This is a genomic window from Butyricimonas hominis (genome assembly GCF_014287455.1).
Taxonomy (GTDB): Bacteria; Bacteroidota; Bacteroidia; order Bacteroidales; family Marinifilaceae; genus Butyricimonas; species Butyricimonas muris.
This window is the reverse complement of sequence record NZ_JACOOH010000005.1, coordinates 425626-440812: the sequence shown is the minus strand read 5'-3', so window position 1 is coordinate 440812 and position 15187 is coordinate 425626. Positions and strand designations below refer to the sequence as shown.

Annotated in this window: 13 protein-coding genes; all 13 read right to left on the bottom strand. The window is 37.4% G+C overall.

Translation table 11 applies throughout. The annotated features are described in order from the left end of the window. Positions 1-4: 4 nt before the first annotated feature. Positions 5-829 (bottom strand): LicD family protein, encoded by an 825-nt coding sequence (locus tag H8S64_RS13270; protein ID WP_099293293.1) that lies wholly within the window; start codon positions 827-829, stop codon positions 5-7. Between the two features lie 74 nt (positions 830-903). Then, positions 904-1992 (bottom strand): glycosyltransferase, encoded by a 1089-nt coding sequence (locus H8S64_RS13265; protein WP_186976530.1) that lies wholly within the window; start codon positions 1990-1992, stop codon positions 904-906. A gap of 11 nt (positions 1993-2003) precedes the next feature. Continuing rightward, entirely contained in the window at positions 2004-3152 is a 1149-nt protein-coding gene (locus H8S64_RS13260) for a polysaccharide pyruvyl transferase family protein (RefSeq protein ID WP_186976528.1), read from the bottom strand. Further along, positions 3152-4279: an O-antigen ligase family protein gene (locus tag H8S64_RS13255; RefSeq protein ID WP_176555115.1), complete on the bottom strand. Its 1128-nt coding sequence runs from the start codon at positions 4277-4279 to the stop codon at positions 3152-3154. Before H8S64_RS13255 ends, H8S64_RS13260 begins: the two co-directional genes overlap by 1 nt. 113 nt (positions 4280-4392) lie before the next feature. Continuing rightward, positions 4393-5397: a glycosyltransferase family 2 protein gene (locus H8S64_RS13250; RefSeq protein WP_099293301.1), complete on the bottom strand. Its 1005-nt coding sequence runs from the start codon at positions 5395-5397 to the stop codon at positions 4393-4395. 76 nt (positions 5398-5473) lie between these two features. Beyond that, positions 5474-6625: a Coenzyme F420 hydrogenase/dehydrogenase, beta subunit C-terminal domain gene (locus tag H8S64_RS13245; RefSeq protein ID WP_186976526.1), complete on the bottom strand. Its 1152-nt coding sequence runs from the start codon at positions 6623-6625 to the stop codon at positions 5474-5476. Beyond that, positions 6625-8082, bottom strand: a complete 1458-nt coding sequence (locus tag H8S64_RS13240) for an MATE family efflux transporter (RefSeq protein ID WP_366482754.1) — start codon at positions 8080-8082, stop codon at positions 6625-6627. The genes H8S64_RS13245 and H8S64_RS13240 overlap by 1 nt, the downstream gene beginning before the upstream one ends. Before the next feature lie 209 nt (positions 8083-8291). Next, positions 8292-9026 carry a hypothetical protein gene (locus H8S64_RS13235; RefSeq protein WP_099293307.1) on the bottom strand — a complete coding sequence of 245 codons (735 nt, stop codon included), beginning with the start codon at positions 9024-9026 and terminating at the stop codon, positions 8292-8294. Positions 9027-9123: 97 nt separating this feature from the next. Continuing rightward, entirely contained in the window at positions 9124-9645 is a 522-nt protein-coding gene (locus H8S64_RS13230) for a UpxY family transcription antiterminator (protein ID WP_099293309.1), read from the bottom strand. 569 nt (positions 9646-10214) lie between these two features. After that, positions 10215-12398, bottom strand: a complete 2184-nt coding sequence (locus H8S64_RS13225) for a patatin-like phospholipase family protein (protein ID WP_186976522.1) — start codon at positions 12396-12398, stop codon at positions 10215-10217. A gap of 102 nt (positions 12399-12500) precedes the next feature. After that, on the bottom strand, positions 12501-13637 hold the full coding sequence (locus H8S64_RS13220; protein WP_369859070.1) for a PDDEXK nuclease domain-containing protein: 1137 nt from the start codon (positions 13635-13637) through the stop codon (positions 12501-12503). Positions 13638-13749: 112 nt separating this feature from the next. Next, positions 13750-14409, bottom strand: a complete 660-nt coding sequence (locus H8S64_RS13215) for a hypothetical protein (RefSeq protein ID WP_099293315.1) — start codon at positions 14407-14409, stop codon at positions 13750-13752. After that, the gene (locus tag H8S64_RS13210; protein ID WP_099293317.1) at positions 14390-15187 is read right to left on the bottom strand and encodes a metallophosphoesterase family protein; all 798 of its coding nucleotides are present in this window, start codon (positions 15185-15187) and stop codon (positions 14390-14392) included. The genes H8S64_RS13215 and H8S64_RS13210 overlap by 20 nt, the downstream gene beginning before the upstream one ends.

Below are 15187 nucleotides of genomic sequence, written 5' to 3'. Positions count from 1 at the left end.
TATTCTATTTTAAAAAAGTTTTTTTAAGGTCTAATTCAACATAATCGTGATGTGATACACGCCTTTCCATTGGAGGTAAAACCATATAATCATTATACAACGTTTTAAGGTATTCGTGTGGCTTCTCAACCCCTAAAACTTTGATACTTTCAAACACATACGCTTTCGGCATCCCAAAAAATGAACGATGCATAATCTCTTTAATCCCCCAATTACCAACTAAATTTCCAACATATTCCGAACTATCAAAATCTCTTTGCTCACAAAAATGATTAATCCTATTATTAAGAAACCGTTCAGATACAAACAAAGGAGAAATACTCCTACCCAAAATTATAGACAAATTTTTATACCACTTCCGATTATTTCGAAAGGCACATGTCACCATATCATGTAACCGTAAATTTCTAAGTATCGGTTGATAATTCTTATATGCAGATTCACGTGTATCACCAATACCATCTAATGGAAACACATCAATATAAAGCCCCCTCTTCACCAAATGACGAAGATGTTCCACCAAATATGTCCGAGTATCGTATATTTTTGCGAAAACATATGGATAATCTAAATTATCACCCCGAGGGTATTCTACAATATACGGCGCATGAAATTCTTTTGAATATTTCTGAACAAACTCCATATAATCTTTTCGTGGCATTCCAACATCAATATCATCATCCCAAGGAATAAAACCTTGATGCCTAATGGTCCCCAACATAGTCCCCCCGACAACATAATACCTTAAGCCATTCCTTTCACATTGTTCATGAAACCACTGTAACATCTCTAAAAGTACAGAATGAACAACATCGATTTTATTATTCATATCAGTATGTTTATTTATATTAATTATGCCCTAGATGAAATATTCAACCGATTTTCTAACTTTCATATACACGACTATTGTAAAATCGCTTTATATATTTCTTCATATTTGTCCGCCATCACCTTAATATCATAATTCTTAGCTCGTTGAATACATTGCTTGGTTATTATTTCTCGATAATCTTTGTCATTTAATAAACGCAATACCCCCTCCGCTAACGCTTTTTCGTCATTAACCGGGAATAAAATTCCTGCTCCTTCCACAACATTGCAAAGTCCGGGAACATTAGAAGCCATCACAGGTTTACCTGCTGCCATACCTTCTACAGCCGCCAAACCAAATCCTTCAAAATTAGATGACATTATTACAACATCCGCAGTTTTCAACAATGATGGCACATCCTCACGCACACCTAAAAAATAACATCTGTTATCTACACCTAAATCTTTAGCTAATTGTCTATTCTTTTCCATGAGAACACCTTCCCCTATAAACATAACACGACACTTATCAGGAAGATGTAAAAGCGATTCAATTATTAGTTCCTGTTTTTTTTGAGGATTAAATCTAGCAACCTGTGTCAACAAAAATACATCATTGGGAATACCCAATTCTTGTCTTCTTGCAGGCTTCGCTGATTCAAAATCAGAAATATTTATTCCATTATCTATCGTAATAATTGGAGTCTCAGGATTAACGAAACGAATAAGATATTCCTTTGTAGCTTCTGATATTGCTATTACAGCCTTATAATGATTATAAACGAATCTTTCTATAAATTTAAGCCATTTTTTACCTTGCCTATTATTTTCTGTTGAATGCTCGGTTGTTACTAATTTACACTTGGCACCTGAAAGTATCTTCGCAAATAACACCCAGTAAAGCCCAGGAAACAAGTGCACGTGAATTATATCATAACGTTTAATTACCGGAATCAACTGAAATATTGGTAGGAAATTATACACACGTGTCGGACCATTATTTAAAACTTTATAATGTGCCCCCTTTCGGGTAACTTCTTTCGCATATGAAAGAGGAGATTCAATCAAAGCGAGTACATCCGTTTGATGGCCTTGGTCAATCTGTTCAAGAATTAATGATGCCACTAATCTTGCAGCACCATTGCCTACAGCAAAATTACTAACTACATGAAGAATTTTCATTATTAATAACCTTACAAGTTTAAGACATCATCAATGAAAGATATTGACTCTTCTCTCTTTTTAATATAATCTATTTGATTTTTAGAGTAATCTATTTTTTCAAGAGATTCAATATAAGCTATAGATAATTTCTCTTCTGTATCACAATATCTATCTTCTGTATGGAATAATTTTGTGATACAGGAGATTCTTGTATTCATGGGACTAATAGCATTTCGACTGAAAACAACAAACTCTCGTTTATATATATGAGAAAAGACAATCGCATGAAAACTATCTGTAAAAACAAATTTTGAATAGCGTACCAACGATATAAATTGACCTGGAGAAATATCATATAATTGAATATCACCAAAACCGGCATCACATCTACGATAATGACCGGACAAATGAGGTAACGTGATAATTTTCAAATTATGTCTTATGGCATATTCCATAGCCAATTTGCGAGCTACTAAATTTTTCCCCAAGAAATAACAAAAAATATAATCTTCTTGACATAAACGCTTGGAGCAAATATCATTCCATTGAAACTCCGAAAGCAATAATGTCGGATCAAGACAATATGTAATCGGCATTTTTATAACATTCTCCAATAATGCAACAGACGATTCTTCTCGTACAGATATTGCATTATAATCACTTAAACTTCTCTTGAAAAGCGAAATCTGCGACATTGTTAAACGCTCCTTTGAAATGCTCGCTGCATATGATATCTTTTTATTTTTAGGACTTACAAAATCTAAAAAATAAGGCGGATGATACCAATCAATATTCCATACTTGATCACTACCCGTAATAAAAATGTCATATTCTTCATTACTTTTTTCTATAGTTATATCATTATAAATAGTTTTCGAGTGTGGTATCGCAGTTCTAAATATAGAAATCGCTTTTTCTCTCTGCAATAAACTGGATTTAATTTTATAATCTGAAAACTTATAGCATACAGGTGCTATTATTGATTTAATACGATCTTTAATTTCATTTATTGTTAAAAGTCTTAGACTCTTATTAGATTTCTTATACGAAGAATCATATGAAATCTGTTCTGCATAGCAACCTCTTTCATTCAAAAATTTACATAAAGCATACGCTTGCAATAATCCGCCATAGTTCTTACTGCCGAAATAATGCGTAATAACACCTATTTTTTTCATTATAAGGTTTTTATTTGACTAATATATTTTGACTTTTTAATCTCATTTCTTATTATACCGGCAACAAGCATATATATGACTAATGGATATACATCATATAAAGGGTTCCCTGAAAATCCCCAACCCAGAAACAACAATTCTAAAAATAAACAAACTGCAACCACGAAAGAGTCATCTCCATACCGAATTTTAGCATTCAATAACTTCATGGAAGAACCTAAATCATGGATAAATACTGGCATAAGAACGAATATGCCGATTAACCCTGATTCACTCAAAATTTGAAGATATATATTATGTCCATTGTTATACCTTCCCAAAATATTTGATGAAGTCGCTATACCTTTACCTATAATAGGATTTTGCATAAATTCATCCCATAATACGCCGTATATATTTATACGCCCGGAAGACCAAGAATCACCTACAGTTCGCATAACAAGCCTCATACCAACATCTGTTTTCAATAATATCACTAAAAACAGAACACATACTACAATCGAAACGAACAACGCTTTTAGCATGTATTTTCTGTTATACAAGCAATACATAAACAAATCAATAAGAATTACCAATAAAACAAAACTCCTTTTTCCTGTTTGCATCAGGAAAACATAGCAGATAACCAATAAAAGAAATATAATCTTCTTGTTTACAGCTCTCATCTCAATAGACGGCTTCAATAAATAGCACGATAAAATCCCGATAAAAACGGATAGATAAAATCCAGTAATTGCTGATTGAAAGGAAAAACCCACTAAAGTTCTATCTTTTAGGAAACCATCACATATTTGAAATTTCTCTAACCCTAAATGCAGTAGATTAAACCAAGCCAAAAATTCCGGAGCGACAAGTTGCACGATACACCCTAAAAATGCTACAAACGAAACTGCAACAAGTGCTTTAATCTGAAGAATTTGACTACTTCCTTTACTATTCCAACTATATATTAATAAACCTATTACAAGTGCACCACCAAACTCTATTACATTATTCAAATTTGAAAAATCTCTTAAAACAGAAAGTAAAGTCAGAATTATATATGTAAACCACGCAAGAAATTGATGATTAATACTAATCTTTTTTGTATATGCAAATAAAAGAAAAGCAGTTGCTATAAGCATCATAATAGATATCACCTTTGTCATCTCTGGAAACAAAAAAAGAGCTAACAGATATATGAAAACTATTATAACAAAAGACTTATTGCTATTTACGTGCTTTGACATAAGAAACAATATCAACGACGGTGATTAATATACGACCTTAATACGTTCATAATTAATGATGCATTTCTTATCTTCAAAAGAAGATACATCGCTTTTTTTAACCTGTTCATTCTCCTAAAATTCAAATATCTCAATCCATTTCTAAAATTATGACTTTTAATAATATTCTTAATTCTATCTAAAGATTGATTTGTATCTACAATACATAGTATTTCTGATAACTTCAATGTTATATATCTAGCACTGATTTGCCGGCTAATGTCATATTGCGGATATCTAATATTATACTCCTCCAAAATTATATTCACATTGTCTTGCGACTCATTATACTTTTCACTTAACACGTCAATAGTATGAGTAGCAGAATTCATATTTACCCTATAATAGTAGATATAATTATTATAATCAATATATACATTATTCATGCATGCATAAATATATTCGGTATTAAATAATCCATCTTCGCTATACTTTATATTTTCACGAAATAGAATGCGCCCTTTTTGTATAATTTCATTGCGATATAAGATAGCACACGAAGAATACAATGTAAAACCTGACATTGTTCCGTCATCTACTATATGATGCTTCAAATCTTCCAAACAATATAAGCCTGAGCGCAATCTATGCTTTATGGGAACAACAGTATTTTCCATAACTGAATATGCCCCCATTGCAACAAGATCTATATCGTCTTTCATTTTCGACATCAATAATTCACAATAGTTTACATCAATATAATCATCCGAATCTATAAATGTCAAAAACTTACCTTGAGACAAATTTATACCCGCATTTCTAGCAGAAGATACCCCACCATTGGATTTTGAAAAAAATTTCACACGGCTATCTATTTTCTGCCAATGCTTACATATAATTGCTGAACTATCTTTTGACCCATCATCAATTAATATAATCTCGATATCACGACAACTCTGATTCACAACACTTTCAATACATCTATTCAGGTATTGTTCAGCATTATAAACTGGAATTATTACACTAATATTACACATTCCTATTTTAGGTTAAAAACATTTGTGGTGTTTCTGAAAGAATACAATAACAATATTTAAATAAAATTTCAGAGACTTAAATTCCAGTTATCCTTCTTGCATAAGAAATAATTCGTCTCAATAAACTAGGTCTCGTTCTTTTTGTGATAATCCCAATAAGAGAAAACTCACTCTTATTAAGCACATCAAAGAAATCATCTCTATATTTTGAAATTTTCACACTATGTTCTATACAGGAATTCCCTAATAATATTTTATTATAATCTGTACTAACACCATCTACTTTTAATTGAGAATATATTCTTTTGCCCTTCTCCGTATTAATAAGTACAGCACTAACACCTTTATCATCATAAAATTCAGGATGATATAATTCTACCCCCCAGTAATCTCCTAATGTAATATCACTCTGACTTCTTCCCCCCTTTGCTGGACAAGCATAACAAGATGGACGTGAATATATATTATGAAGAAAACCCCGCATAAAAATATTATTCCTATGCATTTCAAAGAAATTGGCTTCTTCTTTGTCATAACGAATTTCAAATCCGTATTTCCTCCAACCTAACCGTTTATTTCTAAATGAGATACCCGATATAACTGGTTTCTTATCCTGAACAATAAAACCGATTTCTTTTAGATATTGACACCACACTAGAGGACTCGGAACTCCATGACATATTACATCTACTGTAATTAAATTCTTATAATCTTTTCGCAAAAAATGTAGCAATCCAGAAATTTGGCAAGATGTACCACTAAACAAAACAAACCGCCCCTGTTTCAAGAATACTTCAGCTTGCTTATACGTTTCACCGATTACACTTTGCACATATTTACTACCTCTAAAGGGTATAATGCCTTCAATAGTTTCTGCATAGTCATGAACAACTTCCCACCTGTCATTAAAACGAGCTCCGAAAACAACGCCTCCATTTTCTATTATTTTTTCCGCAAGCATAGAAAAAATACCACCGGAGGAACTATTTATACGAATCTCATCAACTTGACATTTAGACGCATAAACTTCTATCGGGCTTCGATTTCCTCCTTGATTTATAACCGGACATACTTTTTCACATAATCCGCAATCAATACAACAAGTTCTATCTATCTCTGGATAGAGGAAACCTTCCTTATCCTCTTGCATTGTTATACATCGTTTAGGACAACGCTGAACACAAGCACCACAACCACAACAATCTTTTTTATCCTGAATATTTATCATTATTTTTTTCTGGAAAACACTCTAACTAATTTTTCATTAATAAAATTGCGCTCAGACTTATTCAGTCCTAGAGCATATGCAAAGCATACAACACAACAAACACTCATTACACCTACAATCACAAAGGAAGTAGAGCTATATGGGACAAAAAACTTAACCAATACTGAAATAATGAAACTTAAAAAAAATACTACTGCACATTTCAAAATAACATTGCTAAAATATTTTCGCAAAGAAATCTTTATTAATGGTCTAATTATAAATAAACGTACAACGAATGCTATAGCACAAATAACAAGATGCACAACAAATACTGAAGCTGGATTACCTCCCATTTTTAAAACAACATACGAAACAGGAAGGATCATCAATAAAATTCCTCCTATGACAGATTGATATACTTTTACTTTTCCTGTAGCTGTAGCAGAAACCATCAATGGATTTGCAACTGAGTCTATAATAGTAACACATAAAATCAATTTCAAAAATACTGCAGAATACCGAGGAACTTCTTCGAGCCAAATACTCAATATCGTTTCTGTCTCTAAAGCTATAGGTAAAGTTAGCATTAAGAGTAAGAAGAAAGTAAATCTTGAACTGCGGAAAACTAAACTATGCATATAATCTAAATCCTCTGTTGCATACGACTTGGTGATTTGCGGATTAAGTGCTGTCTGAAAGTTTGAGGAGAATTGAGTAACTGCAGACTGTACTTGTACAGCCACACCTCTTGCTGCATTTACAGATGGTCCGAAAAACACGTTTAGCAAAATATTTAATCCTTGTGTAAATGCTATATAAGCACAATTACCCCATAAATTCCAAGCGGCAAAAGAAAACATCTCTTTAAAGAGTGTCTTATCAAGAATAAATTTAAACTTTGTTTCACAAAAATGTTTATTACAATATGATGTATATAATATACGAATTCCGACTTGCACCACAAAAAGTAAAATCGCGTATAAAACTAATTTATTTACATTTCCTATTCTTAATAAATACACGATTACCAATTTCAGGAAAACCTCAACTACAGATATATACGCAAATATAGACATCTTTTCGTGAGCAATTATAGCAGCATTATATGGTACACTAATTATAGCAACAACCATGGATAAAATGGAAACATGATACACCCAATGTGCGGCAAACACACGCGATTCCGGTATTACCATCTTTTCATTCAGCAACCACAATCCAATAGTCTCCGAAAGAAGAACTATTACAATTGCTATAATTATATGAATTACAACACTTATACTAAATACTTTCTGAAGTTGCCTAAAATCCCCCTTACCCAACTCAAACACAAGAAATCGTTGAGTGCTTGTTGACATTGCACTATTTATAAAGCTAAATAATGCAACGACACCTCCAACTACATTATAAATACCATAATCCTCAACACCTAGCGCAGCTAATACCTCTCGAGATGTATATAATGTTACTGCCATTGTAACTAGCATACGAAAATATAGCAATATCGTATTTTTAGCTATACGTTTGTTATTTGAGGAAATATCTAACATAAATAATTAATACCTATAAGCACCCAAATGTATTCACCAAACCGCTATGAGTTTACGCAGGAATTCTATTTTTATCAAATAAAGCCTAAGCCAAATAATAATTTGATTTTTTATCTTTCATAAAGTCACAACAACTATTCCATTTTGTCAAACACCCGCTTCGCCAAAATATAAAAAACTTCTGCCACCAAACTGAAATCAGCATCTTGTCCCATCTGACGCAAACGCTCGATTTTCTCATTCTCCTCCCGCACTACACTTACCCGTAGACGTGCCCGTTCCTCCTCCAAACGTTTATAATCTTCCTTGGGCAACATCATCGCTCCCACTGCATCGCCATACAAGCAAATAGCATCCCACCAAGACAACAACACATCACGATCTCCGCCACGGATGTATCCCAATGCCTCCGTAACCAAACGACCGGCAAGTTCCCCACACGCCTCATCTCCGGCAAAATAGTAACAGTCACATAATATCCGGCAAATATTCGGTGTCCGACAAGGCAACGAGAGTTTGCCGTCCCCCCGTGCCGACAGTATCCGATACGCCGCGTCCAAACCGTTTTTCAAGTAATTCAAGTCCGAGTACAACTGGTAGACATCCATCTTGTCCGCCGCGTAACCGGCACGGGTATCCACGGGAATATCCTTGTTCAACTGACTCGGGTACAGGTGAACAATTGATTTCGCCCGCTCGTGGATAGCACCGGAACTTCCGAAATCAGATTCTAACCACGGGTACACCCGTACCATCGAGTACATCGTCAGGTAACCGTGTAATAAGCCCGACAAACACGCGGGGGGACACGAACGCAAATCAAAATTGTCTAGTTGCTTGTACAACTCGTGAAATAAACCTTTTTCCATCTCTATTTCTTGATTCACGATTTCGGGTTCATGATTGCAAGCACTCGTGTTGACTCTCTTTCAATCATAAATCGCAAATCGTAATTCATAAATTAATTCACTCTATCTTTTCAAGGAAAGAGCCCGGGATATAAGACGTGGCGATCGATGCAACACCATCCAAGCGGATGACTACCCGCTTGTGGCCCCGCAAACGCACCAGTTCTCCCGTCAGTCCCTGCAAGGGCCCCTTGATAACCCGAACCTGATCACCTCGCTTGAGATCTTTATTCAACACCTCGATACCATCAGGCGAGAAATCTAGCAGGAACATGAAATCTTCCATCTGCTTATCGGGAACGATCAAGGAATGGCGACCTTCCACGTCTTTCAAGTAAACGATATTCAGGGAATACTCGTTAATCAAAGAAAAACTCGTCGTCTTATCCGCGTGAATAAAAATCATCCCGTGAATCAAAAGTACCTGAATCATTTTTCGCCCCAACGGGGTATCACGAACTTGCTCCTCGCGCGGGAGAAAATTCTCGATTCCCAATTCGTCCAACTTTTTCTTGATTAAGAATTCTTGGTTCACTCGCGTGTAAGCGACATACCAATGCATTTTCTTCTCCTCAGCCATGTACTTGTTTTATTCTATCAGCCGACTGGATGCGCTTCGCGCACTAACCCTATTACCGGTCCTGATTTATTGCCATGTGTTTCATGCGCCCCACTTAAACAGTGCTATGTATTATGGATGCACGAAAGCTGTTTCGATAAACGATAATTCATATCAACAAACCATCGTTTAATGACATTAACAATATTTGCTCACTAACAAAATTCACAAAAACATAATCACTTAATTACGAGAAATAAAAAAATGTCATTGGATATATTTGCGGAAAATAAAAATGGTGTATATTTGCAGCGCATTAAACGATGGTTTATTGACACACAATAACAAATTACTAATCAACGTATAACATCTTTTTTTCTCTCTTTCGGTTCAATATCAATTTACCGAAAACCCACGGTAATCCTAGGGCTATACTACCTTAACTTGCTTACAAGTCACTTGTATCACACTTATTTCACCCCTGCCTAATGACGGTGTAAGAAGTGTAAAAGGAATTTGTAACAGAGGAGAGGTAGTATAACCCTAGGATTACCGTGGATTCCGGGTAGAACTAAACCGGACGGATAAACTTAGAAATAGAACCCCAGATTAAAATAAAATTCGAGTTTCTTGTTCCAATCCGAAAGACTAAACATCAAATCAATAGGCCCCAAGTAAGAGTCACGGGAATAACCGACACCTCCACCCCAGATACCTTTACGCCCGAAGATATCAAAAAAACTATCATCTTGCATGGCATAATTCCCGACTAAAGAAAAATAGTGTTTTCTTCCCGCGCGTTGTCGCAACTCCAACCGCCCGACAAGTAAAGAATTTTCAAAAACTCCCACGTGATTGATCCCGAGAAAAGGAATTTGTTGTGCGGCATAACGCCCGAAAACCGTTCCCCCCATACAATTCAAGTATGAATACGCCGGGTTGTTCCCGATCAACACACGCCCATAGACGGCGGGCAGCATTTTCAAACGATCGGAAACCGCAATCACCGGGGTAAAATTCAAGGATAGTGCGGAAAAAGGAGCTCCCCCGTCATACGTTCCCATATTATCGGTATAAATCGAGTAAGAAGCTAAAAAAGAGATCCCCCGATTCGGATAGAAACGGCGGTCGTAAGTATCTAACTGAGCCAACCCGTAATAACTGAAAAAACCTTCCGGACGAACGTCTATAATCTCTTCCTCGTTGGCAAAAAGCAATGAATTATAATCGAAATACTCGTAACGCAAGCCCACCTGAAACTTAAAATTGCGAAAATAAAGACTGGACAACCCCAATTCCCCGAAATGATAACGGTAAGTTACATTATTCATCTTTTCCCCCTTGTGATAATAATTCACGTCATTATAACGGAACATATAAGCCAGATTAAACCGACGCAGGAAAGTATTTTCCAACGAGTATTCTATTTTCACGTAAGGATTCTGGCTCAATCGCCCCGTCAAGGCTACCTGTGAACCTCTCAAAGCCTTATAATTCAAGGTCGTGTTCAAAAGAATTGCCGCCATCTCCTCCGTATCGAAACGGAAACCGACATTCACGGCACTCATGGGTTGAGCCTGTAATTCCAGCACCAGATCGTAAGGTGGTTTCCCTAACAAACGGTAACTCACGGCAGAAAAAGCCTTTGTCCCGTACAACATCGCCACCTCCCGGTGTATATCGGCAAGCGTCACCGCACTATTCTCCCGCAACCGCATTTTCCGGCGTACCCATCCTTCCTGCTTGGTCGTGAGTCCCTCGACGCGTATATCCCGGATATCAAACTCTTCCGGCAGGTACACGGCTGGTTGATCGGCTACTTTTTCATTCTGCCCTCCTATCAATTCTTTCACTCGCATGATTTCACCCCAATCCTGCAATGCCGCCACCTTACCCCTTGTCAACAAAGAGTCGATCGCGCGGGCACTAAAACTCGCGGCAGAATATCCTTTCACGTTCGGACGGATAACCAAGTCGGCAAGTTTCACGTTTTCCTCGTGTTTATTCATACAAAGCAAATTGATAATCTGCGGTATCACCCCGGAAACCGATTCCAGCTTATCCTCCGCCATCAAATCCGCTTGTACATCCACGCCGATCACGATTTCCGCCCCAAGGGCCCGTGCCACGTCTGTCGGGAAATTATTCAATACGCCCCCGTCTACCAGTACCCGATCACCCGCCATTACCGGCGTAAACGCTCCCGGGATAGCCATACTTGCCCGCATCGCCCGCACCAGATTTCCATCGGTCATCACGACCTCCTGCCGATTCAGCACGTCAGCAGCCACGCAAGCGAAGGGAATGGGCAATTTCAAAAAATCCAACGAATCATGATGCCCGATAGTCAGGTCTGTAAAAAGATTATACACGTTTTGTCCCCTGATAAACCCTACCGGACGACGTCTTCCCCGTTCGAAGGGGAAGGACAACACGTATTTCGCGTCGTACTCTTTCTCGCTGAACGACAAATCGTAACGATTCACCTTATCGCTTAAAAGGAACATCCAATCCTGCGCCCGCACGAGGCTATCCAATTGATCGGCCGTGTATCCGATGGCATACAACCCTCCCACGATAGACCCCATACTCGTTCCCACTATCACATCCACGGGTATGCCCGCCTTTTCCAACACTTGCAATACCCCGATATGTGCAACACCCTTCGCTCCCCCGCCACTCAACACCAATCCTACCTTCTTCCGCTGGGCAGACACGTTGACCGCCAAACCGAGAAAAAGGACGAAGATGATTGAATAGCGTAATCTTTTCATTTCTTTATTTTTAAATTCTCAATCCAATCACCAATCTCTTTCAACGCCACGGGTGAAAAAGTTTGAGAGCAGTTTTCTCTATTATCAATATTAAACAAAACATCAAAGCAATTTCTTCAACTCATCTATATCAGGCAAAGCCTTACGCAATTTTTCAGGCATATCAGCAGAAGTATTATACGTGGCTACACCCATGGGTTTATCGTAATCTTGAATAACATATTCCACAAACTCTTTATTGGCATGTTTACAAAGAACAATACCAATAGAAGGATTTTCGTGTGGCTTTCGCACTTTATCATCTAATATACGGAGATATGTACTTAATTGTCCCAAATAGGTCGGTTTGAATTTACCTGTTTTCAATTCGACAACAACAAGTGCATTTAGTTCACGATTGAAAAATATAAGATCCGGAAAAAATTCTTCACCATAGACCTCAAGATGATACTGATTACCGACAAAAGCAAAATCTTGTCCAAAAGTCATGATGAATTTCTTAATATCATGGATAATCTTTTGCTCTACCACCCGTTCATCAATATCTGCAATGTCCCGTGTCCCCAATTCCTCCACGTTAATAAAATCAAGCATATACTCATCCTTAAAAGCATTGATGGCTCGAAATGCCAACTCCGATGATGTCAACTTTTGCAAAAAATTATTCGGTATTCGCGATTGATGGTGATAATCATCATTGCCAATAGCCTTTTTCAGACCATCTACAGATAAATGATAAATCGCACACTCATGAATATAGAAATATCGTTCTTTGAGTTCTTTGACCTTTGACAATATTGTATAATGATGAGTAAATGGTACTCGGAGAAAGTCTTCTAACGGAAAGTCTTCACAATTCGTTCCTCGCAAGGAACGAATTGCTATAGAATCCGTTTCATCAGTTGAAAGACTTTCATTAACCAGTTGTAAATCGTTCATTGCAATGAACGATTTATCTTCAAGCATATTCCACTCTTCATAAAATATGCGCATCTTCTTCATGTGTGCTTCAGAGAATCCTCGCAATCCGGGCATATCACGACGAAGTTTTTCGCTAATATAAGTCAATGCACTTGTACCCCAATAATTATCGCGTGAATGTGTCGAGATATAACGCCCAATTCCAAAGTATAGAGCCAATTGCTCGCTATTCACTTTTTGTACAGCCTGATATTGACTTTGCAGTATTGCCGTTTTAATAACTTCTGCCGCTCGATTATATTGATTCGTCAATGATATACTTTCTTTCATTATATACCTTTATCTTCTAAAACCGTTTTAACTTGATTTTGTTGTACAAATATAGTAAATTAAATGTCAGTCCCCAGCAGGATGTCTGTTTATTACTCGTTTACAAAATATGGAACTTCAACCCGAACGAGAGGCTCAGAATATCGACCATCTTCACGTATTGATTCGTGAACTTCGAGATCAAGTACAGGTCACAAGTACTCAACTCGTAATATACCGTGATTCGACGGAAAGGGAAATTCTCTTTCATGTTCAGCGCGATACGTTGTCCCAGAAAAGCGTGGAAACGAACACGAGTCGAAAATTTGTAATAGTTATTCGGGTACTTCTCCGGTTCTTTCACCCAGAAATCACTTGCCAGCACGGTATTCACAAACAATCCCGTTTCAAGCGGCTCCAGCACCCAATTTTTCCCCAAAGAAACTTCCCAAGGCACATAATTTTGTTTCAACGTGAGCGTTACCTTGGTTTTATTAGATGAAAACCCCGGTACAAAACCAAACATAAACTCGGTTTCCCATTGCCGTTGCCGACCATAGTCCCACCCCATACCTGCCGAGAGTAACCCGATCGAGCCGGCAAATTGCAGGTTTTGATACTTCGGGATCAAACTATTCCATTGATTTTGGTAACGTTCTAGTTTTCTTTTATGCCGTTCTGCACGTCTTTCCTCCCGATCATCCTTCTCGTCCCCCATCGCCCACGTGGTAAACGAAAGCAACACGGCCATAATTCCCGCTTTAATAATAGACCACTTCATACTCGTACCCCTCCGGTGTTAAAGTAAATAACAGATAATTTTTATCTTTCATACAACTACAACCTATATAAGGAATCCCGTCGTCAAAATGCTCCTCGTGGCGCAAACGATGACTATGGGCATGCATACAAAACTCCATACCGGGAAATGTTTTCAACATCGTGTGAAATACAAACCCTACGTTATTATTAAACTCGATATCCCCGGGTGGCACGTGCATAACCGGAATTGTCCGGGAAATACCGACGGTATCCTGCAATTCCGAATAGATAAACGAAAAATCGGGCACCGGATGAGAATAATCGAACTCCAGCGCGTTCGTGTTCACGCAAAGAAAAAGATTTTCGCCCGCACGAAAAGAAAAGTTCTCTTCCCCGAACACGTCAACAAACACATCCATCCCGTTCCCCAGTATATCGTGATTACCGAGCAAAGCCACGTAAGGTACACGTAACTTACCCATGATATCCCGTATCCACAGGAATTCTTTTGTCAACCCGAAGTCCGAGATATCCCCGCCGTGAATCACGAAATCCACGTCATCTCTTTTGTTCATGTGTTTCACGAAAGCCTCCGTCTCGTCATACCAGCGTTGAGTATCTCCCATGAGTACAAACCGTACCGTATCCTTATCGCGACACGCTTCCTCGATCAACGGGATATTCTTCTTGTTAATATCCAATTTCCCCGATAAACGGACATCATAAGGATGATACTCTATCAAATCACAACCGGCTATAAACATAGCCATCCAAAATAAAAAAATCCATTTTCTCAT

Excerpts from the sequence above, each read along its gene's own strand:
- H8S64_RS13270 (WP_099293293.1), bottom strand. The coding sequence starts at position 829 with ATGAATAATAAAATCGATGTTGTTCATTCTGTACTTTTAGAGATGTTA.
- H8S64_RS13265 (WP_186976530.1), bottom strand. The coding sequence starts at position 1,992 with ATGAAAATTCTTCATGTAGTTAGTAATTTTGCTGTAGGCAATGGTGCT.
- H8S64_RS13260 (WP_186976528.1), bottom strand. The coding sequence starts at position 3,152 with ATGAAAAAAATAGGTGTTATTACGCATTATTTCGGCAGTAAGAACTAT.
- H8S64_RS13255 (WP_176555115.1), bottom strand. The coding sequence starts at position 4,279 with ATGATGCTTATAGCAACTGCTTTTCTTTTATTTGCATATACAAAAAAG.
- H8S64_RS13250 (WP_099293301.1), bottom strand. The coding sequence starts at position 5,397 with ATGTGTAATATTAGTGTAATAATTCCAGTTTATAATGCTGAACAATAC.
- H8S64_RS13245 (WP_186976526.1), bottom strand. The coding sequence starts at position 6,625 with ATGATAAATATTCAGGATAAAAAAGATTGTTGTGGTTGTGGTGCTTGT.
- H8S64_RS13240 (WP_366482754.1), bottom strand. The coding sequence starts at position 8,082 with ATGGCAGTAACATTATATACATCTCGAGAGGTATTAGCTGCGCTAGGT.
- H8S64_RS13235 (WP_099293307.1), bottom strand. The coding sequence starts at position 9,026 with ATGGAAAAAGGTTTATTTCACGAGTTGTACAAGCAACTAGACAATTTT.
- H8S64_RS13230 (WP_099293309.1), bottom strand. The coding sequence starts at position 9,645 with ATGGCTGAGGAGAAGAAAATGCATTGGTATGTCGCTTACACGCGAGTG.
- H8S64_RS13225 (WP_186976522.1), bottom strand. The coding sequence starts at position 12,398 with ATGAAAAGATTACGCTATTCAATCATCTTCGTCCTTTTTCTCGGTTTG.
- H8S64_RS13215 (WP_099293315.1), bottom strand. The coding sequence starts at position 14,409 with ATGAAGTGGTCTATTATTAAAGCGGGAATTATGGCCGTGTTGCTTTCG.
- H8S64_RS13210 (WP_099293317.1), bottom strand. The coding sequence starts at position 15,187 with ATGAGAAAATGGATTTTTTTATTTTGGATGGCTATGTTTATAGCCGGT.